Origin of the sequence: Planctomicrobium limosum, assembly GCF_051465645.1 — a bacterium.
GTDB lineage: Bacteria > Planctomycetota > Planctomycetia > Planctomycetales > Planctomycetaceae > Planctomicrobium.
The window spans coordinates 2,075,923-2,091,614 of the sequence record NZ_CP195790.1 but is presented as its reverse complement, the minus strand read 5'-3'; the positions used below and the strand labels follow the sequence as shown (position 1 = coordinate 2,091,614).

General features: G+C 53.7%; 5 protein-coding genes. 2 read left to right on the top strand and 3 right to left on the bottom strand.

The window, feature by feature from the left end:
- Positions 1 to 298 precede the first annotated feature (298 nt).
- Positions 299 to 6,208, bottom strand: coding sequence for a hypothetical protein (locus SH527x_RS07805; RefSeq protein WP_437194093.1), 5,910 nt, complete (start codon positions 6,206 to 6,208; stop codon positions 299 to 301).
- Positions 6,209 to 6,225: 17 nt separating this feature from the next.
- The gene (locus SH527x_RS07800; protein WP_437194092.1) at positions 6,226 to 9,672 is read right to left on the bottom strand and encodes a hypothetical protein; all 3,447 of its coding nucleotides are present in this window, start codon (positions 9,670 to 9,672) and stop codon (positions 6,226 to 6,228) included.
- A 572-nt stretch (positions 9,673 to 10,244) separates the two neighbouring features.
- Here SH527x_RS07800 and SH527x_RS07795 point away from each other — a divergent pair.
- A complete protein-coding gene (locus SH527x_RS07795) occupies positions 10,245 to 11,069 on the top strand; it encodes a ferritin-like domain-containing protein (RefSeq protein WP_437194091.1) in 825 nt (274 codons plus the stop codon).
- A gap of 118 nt (positions 11,070 to 11,187) precedes the next feature.
- Here SH527x_RS07795 and aspS read toward each other — a convergent pair whose 3' ends face one another.
- Positions 11,188 to 12,957 carry an aspartate--tRNA ligase gene (gene aspS / locus SH527x_RS07790; RefSeq protein ID WP_437194090.1) on the bottom strand — a complete coding sequence of 590 codons (1,770 nt, stop codon included), beginning with the start codon at positions 12,955 to 12,957 and terminating at the stop codon, positions 11,188 to 11,190.
- Between the two features lie 363 nt (positions 12,958 to 13,320).
- On the opposite strand from aspS, the gene SH527x_RS07785 reads away from it, so the two are divergent.
- On the top strand, positions 13,321 to 15,675 hold the full coding sequence (locus tag SH527x_RS07785) for a DUF5682 family protein (protein ID WP_437194089.1): 2,355 nt from the start codon (positions 13,321 to 13,323) through the stop codon (positions 15,673 to 15,675).
- Positions 15,676 to 15,692 lie beyond the last annotated feature (17 nt).

The following is a 15,692-nucleotide window of genomic DNA, read 5'->3' as shown; positions in this document are numbered from 1 at the left end:
GGCCTTGTAATCGCGTTTTGAATGATGGAACGCGGTTTGCGGCCTGGGACAGGTTTGTTTGAAACACAGCGAAAATCTGCTCTCGACGTCGAGTCTCGACTCACAAAGCGAATATTCTAAAAGAAATTTTCCCGGCTGTCGCTCAAGACCGGGGGAGGGAACGCCCAAGGATTCAGAATTCCCCCAAATGCCGTCTTTTTCGGCCGCTTTTTCCACTGAAACGAACCGGCGGATAGGGCGACTCTGCTAAATATTCCGGTTCTGGAGTCGACCTGATCCGGGAATCTGAGGCGGCGAATTAATCGACGGTCGAATTCGGTGAAGCGGTCGACGGGGCGAGCTCGCTGTCCTCGTAAATTTTCTTCGCGAGCCGTCTTCCCCAGGCAATCGTACAGGTGACGATGATGATCAGCAAGCCGACCACGCTCGGCGAGAGCAATTGCCACCAGATCAGACCCAACACTGTGAACGACCACTGAGTGTGTGATGAAGCGAACTCACGGAAGATGGCGAATTGGCGTGAGAACCTGACTAGAACCCATGCAAGTCCGGAAAGAACGAGGATCGCTACCACGAGAGATGGCCACTGAATGCCGGAGTTCGGGGACGAAAATCGGGCGGTCCAGTTTGAGTGATCAGGCAAAATCCAGTCGACCTGAACGGCTGCTTCTGGCTGAGCAATCAATTGAGTTAAAACAACACCAGCGGAGCTGCCGCGTTGAGGCAGTGCCTGCGGGGTGACCGGACTTCTGGAATTCAGTTCCTTCCATCTTTCGGCGAGTTCAGCGTAGCGATTTCTGTTCTCGGCTGAAGCGTTGTTTTGACTGACAAGCTCCCCGACCATTTCCTGAGTTTTGTTGATTTCATCCATCAGGATCGTGGTCATTGGCTGAGTATGTCCTGCCTCGTTCCAGAGTCCGAGCAGCTGGTCCCAACGGGCCATCCAGACCGCGATTGAACTCGTCGTTGATGCAGAAGTTGATCTGATCTTCCAGCCTTGAGGATGAATCAATGCGACAAGATTCTGGAAGGGTTCTGGGCCAAAGGTGTCAAGCAGAGAAAGTGTCCCTTCGGCTTCCTTTCCGGACCAGTAAATATTGATCCCGGACAGATCCTGTCCTTGCGGCAGCGTGATCAGTGTTTCTCGCGCTCCGTTTTTGAATTTCAGGCTTTCCGCTCCTTCGAGCGTAACGTTTTCGACAACGGTTCCATTCGGATGGCGAACCCGAATTTGAGCGGCACCATTTGGGGAAATCCACCAGCGAGTCAGCCCGCGAATACTTTGGTCCTGAAGCGGCCAAAGAATCGTTTCCGCAAGATGGACAACCGGTTCGCCACCGGCCTCGACTTTCTCGCGTCGCTGCAGGCGGAGTTCAGATTTAGGAAGTTCGAAACTGGAGAGCTGACCGCGACTCAGGTCTCGCATCCACTCCGGTGGCAGCCAGTTGGGGAGCGATTCCCGGGCAACCCGAGTGGCTCCTAACGGCTGAAAGAGTGCTTCTGACTCAACAAGGATGTATTGCGAAGCCGAAACGGCTGAGACCACTTCGATCTGCGGGACCGCGATTGGTTGACTTTCTTTCGTCACCATCGCGACTCGATTCATGTACTCAGCCGTATAACGCCCGGCCAGAGTCAGCGTCGCTGCCCCTGAGTAACGGTCAGGGACGCGAACTGTCAGGAGTGTGCCGTCGGCCGTTTGTTGACTGGAATGATGGAAAAGAGCGGGGCGGACGCGGACCGCAGTAATCTCATTCGGAATCTTGAAGACAATTTTGCGGAGCGGAGCCTCGGGAGAGGTCATGTGAACAGTCGAAACCTGATCCCAGTCTCGATTCATCGGCGTTTTTACCAACGTAATGATATTGGCGAGAAACGCGCGCGCTGGAGTGATCAGTCGCAGTCTCTTCGGGGCATCATTCGAATTTCCTCGATAGACCCCGATGACTCTGGGGCTCTTCTCCTGAACGGCGTCACGATCAGGTGTTGCAAGTGGCAGAAGTCCCTGATCGCCTTCCAGTTCAACGTCCCAGTTTGTTTCATCTGAGATCGTTAACTGTGTGTCGGCGATGATCGTGTCGACTGGTTCGATGCGAGGAATTGGGCTCCAGACTTCGACGTTGAATGGAATGCGTCCACGAATATGGAACGTCCGTTCGCCTTGCTGGCCTCCTCCCAGATAGACCGTGACAAGTTTATTTGCTCTGGTAAATCGGACACTTCCGTCATTCCCCATCAGTCCGGTTGAGATGTTCTCAATCTGAACAATTGGATCGAGCAAGAACTGATGTCGGAACGTTGGGGCATCGCTGACACTGAGTGAAACCGTTGCGGAATAGTCGAGGGAGTCGCGTCGAACTTTCAAGGTTTCAACGGTGTTTGCAGTACGAATCGGCTTCTTGCGAACCCATTCCAGATTCATCGCGACAGGGGAACTCAACAGCACCGCCTGCATCGGACGGAGGCGGCCCAGTTCTGAATGTTGCTGCCATTCCTCAATCGAGAGTGGAGTGATTTCGACACGATTGGGGATTGTCAGCGTTGTGAGTGGGGGGCTGGAGATCCCGATGTAATGTGGGATCTCCGAAGTGCTCAGTAACGAGAGCGGGGGAATGGTGACATCGGTTCCAGCTGTGGACGATGCCTGGAAATCATACGTCAGTAAAATCGAATTCGCTGGCATGCCTGAACGCAAACGCAAGGTGATATGCATTGGGTTGTCAGTTGTCGAAGTATCAACCCAGTCAATCAGATTGGAGCCAGTGATCCCGGTGACTGTTGTGCCCGGTGGAAACTTGATTGGAAGCAGTTCCGGCCATCCGGTTGGCAGTGGTTGAATTCGTGTCTGGCAGCGCACTCGCAATGCGGACACGTCGAGATAGGAATGAAGTGACTGAGCTTGTGGGACGTTGGGGGTGCTCACAATCGGAGACATCAATTCCAGCAGTCCGATCGAACCTAACTCCACGAGTGAGGTTCCGTCAGCATTGAAAGCGACTTCGCCGTTGCGTTGCCATTGAAGCCCGATGAACTCTTTGGGAATGATGAGTTCTGAATCCAGAACCCGCGGGACAACGCCGCGCGTCATCAGCGTTTGCCCATCGATTCCGGTATCTCGTGAGCGGATTGAAAAGTTGAAACGAATTTCGTGGCGCGACCAATGGGTTCCAGAAATCGGAGTTCCCGGGAATTCTCCTGGCTTTCCGAGACTGACGAGAATCGATTCGCCGGAACGCGCGGGAATGAGTGGACGTGGTGTCCCGTTGAGGAGACATTCAGCCTCGGCTGGAAACACAATATCCTGCATTGGTAACCGCAGGAATTGTTCTTCTTCCGTCTGTCTGGTCAGGATCTCAAAAGTGGCAGCAAGCTGAACAACCGGTGTTCCTTTCACCAGATCGTACCGGACAGATCGGATCAGTGAGGTCGGTTCAGGCGATGATGTGACGATCTCTGAGGTCGGTTGATCGATGTCAGACATCACATTCTGGACTGGTCCGAGACTCAATAAGAGGAGTGTCGTGGCGACAGTTGCCGGGCCACGAATGGACTCCGATTTTCTCGCGAGAAGATCTGTCCGTTGGATCCATCGTCTGGGGATCACCAGTGACAGCAAACTTCCGGAAAGCATACCGCCAAAAATGAGCGCGACGTTCGGTGGTGATTGACTGACAACCAGGATTAGAAACGCGACCCAGAGGATTGCGATTTTGCGTAACCAGAGCATGCGGAAGAGTCTGGCAATCAGACCTAAAAGCAGACAGCCGAGGAGTGCGACCCACGAGTAACTGCGAGTCACTGCGACGTTCCAGGTGACGAATTCTGCAGTGCCTCCGGCGATTGGTGAGACAAACGTCCATGTTCTGCGTGATTGCACAGTTTTGTGCACCCGAGCCTGCACCCCGCGCAGTTGTGTCCATGATTCACTGGAGAACGGATTGAATGTCAGGTCTGAAGCCTGTCGGCTCAGGGGGCCAAACATCCGTGGAGGTCCTTTTCGTGGTGGACTTCCGAGTTCATACATTCCTGGGAGTTTGATTCCCGAAAGTTGCTGAACGGCGGGGAGATCCAGAGACCATCGAAAACTTTGAAATGGGATCGTTGTCTCAGGAAGCGGTACGATATTGTGTTGTTTCAACGTCGACGAGACAGATGGCGTGACGTAGGTCAGACGGATCGTGGATGCCGTAGTGATTTCTGCGGGGATCGAAATCTCTTCGTCCCTGCGAAACACAGTGATTGATCGGTCATCCAGTTTCATTGCTGACAGCCGGCAACCTGGAGGCAGACGCAGTTTCAGGGCATCCAGTTTGACAGGTCTGTCAAACGTCAGAGCCGCATGATTCACACACTCCTGCTGATGAGTTTGTCCGGCCATTGTCAGCAAATCCAAAGACGCAATCGCCTGTGGGGGCGATGGGACCGTAGGTTGTGCCGGATCGTTCGTTGTCGGGCGTCCCTCTGCATCCTGCGTGACGGTATCAACCAGTGAGAGTGTCGCGGCGGATTCGGCTCGCGGTATCAGATTGGCAAGGACCCTTGAAGGTTTTCCTGATCCGTTCGAAGTCAATGTCGCCAGTTGACGAGGTGTGGATTCCGGAAGTCGTTCCGTCACTTCTTTCAATTGGATCAACGCCGGAAGAAGTTGAGTTCCCTCGTTGAGTCGCCAGCCATCTCCTTCGAGTAACTGGAGTTCAGAGTTGTTCGGAAGCACCAATTGATACTGAACACCAATGTCTTTCGACCCACGGATCTGCGGGACGGAGATCCGGAACGGGGTTCGCTCTCGATGTGGAGTCGTTCTGGCAAAGAGACGCAGTTGTCGGGGGATTCCACGTGAGAGTGCATTTTGCCAGGTCACGTACAGAACATGGTCATCCACATTCCACGAAGCGATTCGTGATTCCGATTCAGACGAAGAGACGGAGATCAATCGCCAGTCGTCAGGAAGTTGAATCGTTGTATCGAAACGAGAGCCGTCATCAATATGAAGTGTTGCCACTGCTGCGGTCCAACCAGCATCTGGGCGTGCATCTGTCAGACAAACGATGTCGCCATGCAAGGGGGCATCTGGCAGTCCGATATTGACGGTGAGTTCGGAATTAGGATTTCGAGCCTCAAATCGCCACGATTCTCCGCCTGTTTCATCGCTCGTGAGTCCAGTCTGCAGGAGATCTTCATGTTCAATCTCCTGCAATTGCAGAGGTGGTTCAATTCGAAGAACGAGACCTCGCTTCGTTTCCATTGCTCCTTCGATGCGGATGCGAGGGAGAACGCGAGGGCCGCTCCATTTCACTGGTTCAAATGAACGAATTCGCAAGTTGAGTCTGGATTCAGAAGCGAGAGAATCGAGCTGCACTTGAACGAGTTGAGGGTTCTCGGCGTTTCGTGAAAACGCAATTGCTGAACTGCCTGTGGGTGAGGAATTCAGGTGAGTGATGGACTGAATCTCAAGTGTTTCGGGAACATGAAACACCAGCGGTTTGTCATGCGGAAGAGGGCCAGTGATTGCAAAGTCCGTTCGCATGAAAATTCCGTCGCGACGCGCACGATGTTCGGTTTCCGTTTCGTAGCGTGGCGGGGAAGTTTTCTGCTCCAGTCCAGTGGCGGTGATCATCAGCGTGACGGTCGAAATGCCGCCGAGTTCCAATGTCCACGGACGGGTTAAACCGTCGTCATGGGCATCGCCGGCCTGTAACAATCCCTGATTGCTGCTCAGTGAAAGAATCAACGGGACATCAAGCTGGATGCGATTATTCAACGCTGGAGGAAAGCGAAGATCGAAGATTGTGGTCTGACCGATCTGCTTACCGTTTGCGCTCCAGTCGCCGTTCAGCACATCGCTCTCACGTTGAGTGACCAGTACAACGCGTTGTTCGGGAGATGTCCCTGCAATCAGCGCCTGCTTCTCCCAACTGAGGTGATTCATCGCTATGTTGACATCACTCCAGTCAATGACTGCAGAGCCTTCTCCGCGGCGGACCACGGTCAGTGCCAACTTGCCTTCGACAATTTGCTTGCCGTGAATGCGTCCCCGATACTCAGCGGATTCTGTCGTGACCAGCGTGGGTGAACTTTCGGTTACCGTAAAGCCAGGGTCAGGCTGAGCGCGTGCTGGTTCTGAAAGAAAGCAAAGTACGAATAAAGCAAGAACCGCGATTCGGCCTGTCAGGGAGAAGCCGGATCGCAGTTGAAGTAAGGCCGTCATCCGGGTGCCCTGCGAGATCATCGTGAATCCTGCCCCCGAATTTTTGTCGCTGATAATGGGCGGAAGATTCTCGTCACTGCCGACTGCTGTGATGAATCGCCTGCGGCCACATCAACTGGCCGGTGAATGGTCGATTTCATGAAAGAGCGATCACTTGATCGAGTGCGCCCGTTTGAATCAATCACAGTTGCCGTCAACGCGAGCAGCACGCCGAGAATCGCTGGTTGGATCAACAACAGAATCGGCTCAACGTACCACAAGCTGGCTGCAGCAAAGAGGAACGAAATCACGATCAGCGAGAAGACGTTCCGAGTCGCCGGAATCCGCCAGAAGACGAACCCCAATAGGAGTGTCAAACCGGCTCCGAGCAGCAGAATCAGTGAGCGGTTCATCACTTGGAATTCCACTTGCTGAACCGGGCCAAATCCACGAAACGCAAAAAAGCCGGGTTCGACAAACTGGAATTCAGGCGGAATATTGCTGGAACTGCGAGCTTCACGTTCAGCCAGATAAGTGGGCGTTGGTTCTCGATACCAGAACAGCAGATGCCGCGCCCATTGCAACTGTGGCAACAGATCCGGATAGGTAAACAGGTGTTGTCCTTCAGGCAATCGCACTTCCCAGATCGTTTCATCAACCCAAACGCTTTTGGGGAAGACAGGCAACGGAAGTTTTACTCGATTGGTCAGCCCAAATGGCTTCTCCAGTTGAGTTCGGTAACGGATTGCGATCACAGCTGAGGTTGTCTTTTCTTCCGGCAACTTCAGTGTGATTTCTTCCGTCGCACCGCTTCTCAATGAGATCGATGAACTTGGAAATGGAACTCCGTCAAGCAGGAATCCTTGTCCTTTGAATTCTGTTCCGGTTGGAAACTGAATCACAATTCGATTTGGAGGGGAATCCAGTCGGAACTCTGTCCATGATTCTGCATTGCCATCTTCGGCGAAGATGGTGCGCACTTCGATTTCGTTCACGACATACTGCTGCGATGAATCCGCAAGATTGGGGCCCATCGACAATGGGATCGAAGTTAATGGACCGTTCTTCAGTGAATTGATCCATCGGGCTTGATCCGGCGATGTTTGCAAGGCCGCCCAACTCGGGTCACCAATTCGCACCTGCAGCGTTTCCAGCGTGTGGATCAGACATTCGGCGCGACGAAAAGGAATGTTGTTGAGCGAGATAATCGGTAAGTCGAGATCGCGAGTTTCTTCTCCATCTGGAATGGGGAAGCCATAGGCGACGATGATGTCGAAGCGGCCGATCCGGTCTTCTCCCAGATCGACTTTGATAAAGTTCGGCACGGATCCCTGTTGGAGAATCAGCTTCTTTCCCTGATAAAGGACGTCAATTCCTTGAGGGACAGCCCAGTCTGGAATGTGGGTCATCAGTTCCGCTGGCAACACGAGTTCAAGTTGCCGAACGCGACCAAACTCCACGTTCAGTTCAATCTTCTGTTCAATCGCCAGTCGAGTTTGTCCAGCATCGCGGAACGCAATTTCGGTGACTGCAGAGACTTCTCTTGGATGAGTTTGAACCTTGATCGCAAACGGCTGGGAGAAATCGTCGATCTGGTAAGTTCCGATCAACCCACCCTGGAAATTATCGCTGGTCGTTGCCCCCTTGGGAGGGCTGACCGTTGGCGAGGTCGGGAGTGATTGACGATCTGCCGTTGTGAAATCAACAGACAGCTGATCAGCCGCTTCGATTGTCAGAATTGTTGGATGCAATTCAGATGCGATTGGAACCGGCAGACGCAATGAATTCCGGAACTCGTTCTCCACTTCAGGATCGGATGAATTCAACCGGGTACAAACCGTGGTGAAGGTGGCGTTCTGACTTAAAGAATTCGTCCACCACAGCCGAACGATTCCCGGCTGAGATGTTGCGTCATAAGAAATCGGACCGACGGAGTCGCCTTCAGTCGTGACGCTTTGAATTCGCCATCCCTGCTGAAGCCAGTCAGGCCAGTTCAATTTCAGTTCAGAGATTGCCCCTCTTTCAAGACGGACAGACGAACGGATTGTGAGCTCTGTGGAATTCGGTTCAAAACGCAACTTCAGTTGCGGCTCGACAAGAAAGTAAGGAGCGGTCGGTTGAATATCGAATGTCAGTTTGAATGGCTGCTTGAGATATTCAAATGCCGTTAATGGAACGCCACTTCCCAGAGATCGGACAAGGTTCACGCCGACCCGGTGAACGAGTGGCGATTGCGTCGGTTGAGGAATCACGCGGAGGTTTTCGAACTCATCGATTCGAATCAAACCTTCTTCTCGGATCGCTCCTTCAACCTGAAAGCCTTCGATTTCCAGTGTCTGTGGTTGCTGATCGAAATCACGTTCAAGCACCCAACGCAACTGAAGCCGACCAATGTTGTCATTGGTGAAATGGACTCGTACCCAATTCGGTCGGTCTGGCACCGGTTCGTAAGAACGGAAATTCTGACCAGAGACTTGCGACAGCCGGAAATCGACGGGCAATCGAACAAGCAATGAACTGGCTGTTGTTTGTTGCAGTTCAAAACTCTGCTCGACCACAAGTGACAGGTGTTCGGCCGCCGGTTTCAGATGGAACCATGATTGAACCAGCGAAATCGTTTCCCCTGCGACACTGGGGGTCTGCCAGGAAAAGAGCAGCTGGTTCCCGATGACACTGGCGTCAACAGTTGTTTCTTTCTCGCCGCGTGTCGTTTCCAGAACGGTGAGCGATTTAGAACTCCGAACCACTGCATTCGGGTCTGGAATCACCGCGCGTACTCGGGTTTCAAACTGAGGTGGGAGCCTTGGGAGTGACAGTTGGAACTGACCACCAGAGGCCGCCGCTTTCAGTGGGACCCACGCATGGATCTTCATCTGATGTCGACCAATTCCCCGAAACAGCCAGACAAGACCTTCGTCGGTTACTCGTGGGGAAACGTCAGGAGATTCGCCGCCATTGCCGAAGTATTCTCGCTTGGTGACGTGAGCAGAGCCGAGGCGTAATGGAACCCGATGCCAGCCTTCTCCTCGATTGATGATCAACTCGATTGTTGCAACAAGATTGACCCGATCCGCAGCGATCTGTGCGTCGAGTCGAACTTGAGTGAGGTGATAATCCGGGATTTCAGGAGTGATTGCCGGTTTTGCTTCACCGGTAGTCGTCCCTGTCACCGGCGCTGATGGAGGTGGTGGCGGAGATGAGAAAATGCTCATCGGGAGCGACGTTGGATCTGCTCCGGGAACAACCGGAGTTGCAGGAGCCGCCGCTGGTGCTGGGGGAGGTGTTTGTACTTGCGGAGTCGCTGCACCTGCCGCAGGCCCAGGCTGAGCGAACAGAGAGTTTGCAGGGCTCAGAATGAAAGCACAAATCAGTGCGATTAAAGAGAAGAGACGAGAGCTCGTGGTTCGCCGGTCGCAGGAACAGCGATCCTGAAGCAGAAGGAATCCTTCTTCTCCCCCAAGGTAATGACTGTCAATTTGTGGCATCCCGCCTGTGACCATGTCTGTTCCGTTGCTCCTGTCTTAATCCATTTCAATCAGAGCGTAGGTCGCCTCGCATTTTATGATCGGGAACGTCGGAGGACTATCCGATGTTTCCTATTTTGAAATATTGAGACAATGTTGTGTTTGAACCCGGTTTCGAATCCATATTGCAATTTTGTGTTTTTAAAGGCCTTGTGTGTTGATGTTTACGCTGGATTTCACAGATTCAAAGCTGTTTTTATCGCAACAAACCGTCCAAAAGCGCTAACCCAAAAATCACACACGTAGGAGGAATCGGTAAATTATGATAATTGGAAACAATCGGATTTTGTATGCATTGGCGAATGCTGATTGAATTGGTTGTTTTTGAGCCTCAGGTGACTTGGATGTCTTGCTGGGTTTGTGCACCCAACTGTCACCTCATTCACTGAATCGCTTCCGGGAAGATCTGTATCTGACTATTCTCAAGCTCGGCAGGCAGACCTCAGACGTTGCCGTTGAAGAAGACGATCTCGCGTCTGCGCGAATGATTGTTGATCGCTGACATTTGTGAGCTTCGCTGTAACAGGGTTGTAATGGAAATTCGCGCTTTCGCTGAACAGGTACTGCTGTCTCCTTCATTGGAGTTGAAGCTCCAGTCATTCGATTCAAACTGGACTGACGACGCCCCTGGCGAAGCGTTGCGTGTTGCTGAACCTGTTCGTCCAGAGAATCTGCAGTTCGCCCCACGAAGAACTGCCCCGGCGATGCCACCTCTCGGGGTGTTTCATCTTCCAGAGAAACGAGCGATTGCCCATCACATTATGGCCAATCATGAGTTGCAGGCTTTGGAGGTCATGGCGTGGACGTTGCTTGCCTTTCCAGAGGCGCCCAAAGAGTTTCGACTGGGGATGACTCAGGTCATGGCCGATGAGCAGCGTCATACGACCATGCACATTAAGCGGGCGAGCAAACTGGGGCTGGAATTTGGAGCCTTACCGGTCAATTGCTACATCTGGAAAAAGGCGATTTCATTCACGTCCGTGATGGACTATCTGGCTGGATTGCCGCTGGTGTTTGAAGGGGCAAATCTGGACCACTCGCTTGAGTTTGCCAACGCGTTTTCCGAAGCAGGTGACGAACGCAGTGCGTCGTTGATGAAGATCATTCACCGCGACGAAATCGAGCATGTTCGCTTTGGTCTCGAATGGCTTCGCAAACTGAAGCCAGAGTCGATGTCGGACTGGGACGCATTTCGCGAACACCTGCATTGGCCGTTGCGTCCAGTTAAAGCACGCGGGGATGTTTTTCAGTATGACGCCCGAGTGCAGGCGGGTTTTACGCCAGACTTTATTGAGCGCCTGATTCAGGCGACCCCTGATTCTGATTTGCCTCCGTCATTAGCCGGCGGAGCGAAATAGAGCTGAGATCCATCTGGTTGTGAATCGACAGTAATGATCTGCTTTTGACTGATCGCGAAACAAAAAGATCCCGGTGAGAACTCGTTCTCACCGGGATCTTTCGAATCATGCTAATAGACTATTTCGGCACATCAATCTTGATGTGGAGGTCACGAAGCTGACGGGTGTCAACTTCAGAAGGGGCTCCGAGCATCAGGTCAGATGCCTTCTGCGTTTTCGGGAACGCAATCACGTCGCGAATGTTGTCGCTGCCGGTGAACATCATGACCCAGCGGTCCAACCCGAGCGCGATCCCTGCGTGTGGCGGAGCGCCAAACCGGAGAGCATTCAGGAGGAAGCCGAACCGTTCTTCTGCAACTTCGGCAGGGATCTTCAACAGGTCAAAGATCTTCTGCTGAGTTTCTGAGTCGTGAATACGAACGCTTCCGCTCGCCGATTCGTATCCGTTGCAGATCAAGTCGTAGGACTGAGCACGGATCTTGGATGGATCGGTATCGAAGTGGCCGACGTCGTCCGGGTGCACGGCACAGAATGGATGGTGTTCTGCATCCCAGCGGTTTTCGTCTGCGTTCCAGGTAACCAGCGGGAAGTCGAGCACCCAGGCGCAGTTGATTTCCATCGGGTCGTACAGTTTCAGATCGCGACCCAGGAAGCTTCGGAGTGCGGCCAGGCCAGCACAGGTCACTTTCCATGTGTCAGCGACGTACAACAGCAGGTCGCCGTCTTCGGCTTCCATGCGTTTGACAATCGCCATCTGCTCGTCATCTGTGAAGAACTTGGCGATCGATGATTCCAGCTTGCCTCCGGCGACCTTGAAGTAGGCCATCCCTTTGGCTCCGTATTCACCGACAAGATTTTTGAAGTCATTGTCGAGGATACGGCGGCTGTACTTCTCGGCTCCACCTTTGACGCAGAGTCCACGAACCTTGTTTCCAGCTTCGATCGTGCTTTTGAAGACACCGAAGTTGCAGCCACCAACCAGATCAGAGATGTCCTTGATCTTCATGCCGAAGCGAAGATCAGGCTTGTCTGATCCATAATCTCGCATGACTTCTGCATGGGTATAACGAGGAAGCGGCAGGCTGATGTCCTTGCCCTGAATTTCCTGAACCATGCGGGCGACGAGGCCATCGACCATCTGCAGGATGTCTTCCTGCTCGACGAACGCCATCTCGAGGTCGATCTGCGTGAACTCTGGTTGACGATCGGCTCGCAGGTCTTCGTCGCGGAAGCAACGTGCGATCTGCATGTAGCGATCGTATCCGGCCACCATCAGCAATTGCTTGAACAGCTGCGGAGACTGTGGCAGAGCGTAGAAGGTTCCTTCGTGAACACGGCTCGGAACCAGATAATCGCGAGCTCCTTCCGGAGTGCTGCGTCCGAGGATCGGTGTTTCGATATCGAGGAAGCCGTGTTCGTCGAAGTAATCGCGCACAACCTTGGTGAGGCGGTGACGCAAAATGATTCGATCCATCAGCGCTGTACGGCGCAGGTCGATGTATCGATACTGAAGACGCAGTTCTTCGTTTGGAACGGCATCAGCGCGTGGTTCGAATGGAGGAGTGCGGCTCTTGTTCAGCACCTTCAGCTGAGTCGCGCGCAACTCCACGTCACCTGTCGCAAGCTTCGGGTTTTTGTTTTCCTTGCCGCGGTCAACGACTTCCCCGACGACTTGAATGACGTCTTCGTGTCGAAGTCCTGAGGCGACTTGCTGGATGTCGCTTGATTCTTCGAGACGAAATGAAACCTGTGTGATTCCATACCGGTCACGGATGTCGATAAAGACGACCCCGCCGTGATCACGATAGCGATCGACCCAACCTGCCAGGGTAACAGTCTGGCCGACATCTTTGATGCGGATTTCCCCGCAAGTGCGCGTGCGTAACACGAAATGGATTTCCTTCCAACAGTTCCGACAATAACGCCTGGAATGCTCCCAAAATCAGAATTCAGGTGCCTGATTGGCTCCTGGACCCTGCTTATCGAACCCGGCCGGGGAGCCAAGGCGAAGCGAACATTATAGAGAGACACGCCTTCCGGACAAAGTTCACTCCAGAGAATTGCCGATTCCCGGGAGGTGGTCAGGTCGATCGTAACGAGCATTCCAGCCGAAAATGAGCTAACTTATGGCGGAAATTGGCTGAAATCCCAGCTTTTTCACTGGAACGGGGAGTCCCTTCCCAATTGACCGTCACTTTCGTCGCCGGTCAGGAATTCAGAACGCTCAGGAGGATCTCTGGACGCACTCGCGATGAACTCTGCATCTTCGACTCCGGTAGTGAGTTCCCCAATCCATGTCTTTGGGATTCGTCACCATGGCCCGGGGTGCGCTCGCCGATTGCGGGAAGCGCTCGATGAGTTGCAGCCGGATGCCATTGTTCTGGAGGCTCCTGCCGACGTCGCCGACGTGCTGCATCTCGCCGGTTGCGCTGATATCCGTCCGCCAGTGGCGATGATCATTTATCCGCAGGACAACCCTCGGCTTTCGACCGTTTTTCCACTGGCGACGTTCTCACCTGAGTGGCAGGCGGTCACCTGGGGAGTCAGTCGAGGCGTTCCTGTCGTGCCGATGGATCTGCCGATGTTTCATCGGTTGCCGCTTGATTGTCCGGTTCCGGTTGAGGCGATTCCCACTGATCTCCCGGAATCTCTGGATCGAGTTGAAACGGGAGAGCAGGAGCAACCGCAGCAACCCGAGCCCGCGTCAGGAAGAACGTCGCCAAAGTGGCGCGTTGATCCATTGGCGTTACTCGCGGAGGCCGCTGGCTATCATGATCACGAATTATGGTGGGAAGAACTGATCGAACGGCGGCGAGATGCGACCGGGTTGTTTGGGGCCATCCTGAACGCGATGCGGGCGATTCGTGAAGAATGTCCAGAGGCGAGTGAACGCGATCTGCTTCGCGAAGCCTTTATGCGGAAGACCATTCGCGGAGTGCTGAAGTCTGGGGCAAAGAGAATCGCTGTTGTGTGCGGTGCATGGCATGCTCCGGTTCTTGATGAAGCGGCAATTACCGGCAAGCGGGACGGGTGTAAGGTCAAACAGGATCAGGAGCGCCTCCGCAAACTTCCCAAGACGAAAACAATCGCCACCTGGATTCCGTGGTCTCATGCACGACTGGCGTATCGGAGTGGCTATGGAGCAGGGGTAGAGTCTCCCGGCTGGTACGCACATCTTTGGGAATCGTCAGATGAGGCTCCTACGCGCTGGCTGGTGGATGCCGCGCGACTTCTCCGAGAACAGGATCTGGGAGCATCATCCGCATCGATCATTGAAGCACGACGTCTCGCCGATGCGCTCGCCGCTGTTCGAGATCGCCGAGCTCCCGGGTTACAGGAATTGAATGAAGCAATTCAGACAGTCCTGTGTCATGGTGATGAAGCTCCACTTCGATTGATACGGCGTCGGCTGGAATTGGGCGACCGGTTAGGGACAGTTCCGGCAGAAGCTCCGTCGGTCCCATTGGATCGCGATCTGAAACGACTGCAGACGTCGTTGAGGATGAAGCCCGGTGTTCAGGCCAAGATACTTGATCTGGATCTGCGCAGTGAGAATGGGCGTGAGCGAAGCTGGTTGCTGCATCGATTGAATCTGTTGGGGATTCACTGGGGGACGCTGACAGGCGATTCCAGCGATACGTCGACGTTTCATGAAATCTGGAAACTCGTCTGGGAGCCAGAATTTTCAATCAACATTATTGAAGCAAATATCTGGGGGAACACTGTTCTTGAGGCCGCAACGAACAAGGTCCTGGACGTCGCGCGAACCTCTGTTGATCTGCTGGCCCTGACGCGTGTGCTTGATTCCGTCCTGATGGCTGCGTTGCCGGACGCGGTGCCTGCGGTGATGCAGAAGATTCAGGCGACGGCCGCAGTCGCAACTGACGTGCTGCACTTGATGAGTGCGGTGCCACCGTTGGTCCGAGTGTCTCGGTATGGCGACGTTCGCAAAACTGCGGCGTCGGGGCTTGAACCGATTCTTGTTGGCATGGTCGAGCGAATTGTGACAGGCTTACCTGCGTCGTGTAGCAGCGTTGACGACGAAGCCGCAGAACAAATGATCGGGGCACTTGCACAAATGCAGGGGGCTCTCGAACTCCTGAATCGTCCGGATTTGATGGACGACTGGAGGGGACGAATTCGCTGGCTTTCTGAAGGAAACATTCACGGGTTGATTCGGGGCTGGTGTGTTCGCAACCTGCTTGAACAGGGATTGATCGATGTTCCGGAACTGGAACGGCTGACACATCTCGCGTTGTCGCGGAGCGTGAACCCTGGAGCCGCGGCAGCGTGGATCAGTGGATTGCTAAAAGGGAGCGGGTTACTCCTTCTGCATCAGGACGCACTCTGGGGGGTGATGGATCGCTGGTTGTGTGAATTGTCAGAAGAAGTCTTCCTTGAAACTCTTCCGTTACTACGACGGGCGTTCTCTGATTTCTCACCTGCGGAACGGCGACAAATGGGGGCGAAACTCAAACGATTGAACCCTGCTTCACCAACGTCAGCCAGTTTGCAGTTGGACGAAGAACGGAAGATCAACGACGTGCGTGCGGCGCTGGTCCTGCCAGTACTCGCGCAGATTCTGGGGGGGTCACACCATGCATGAAGAAGGCCCTGAATCCA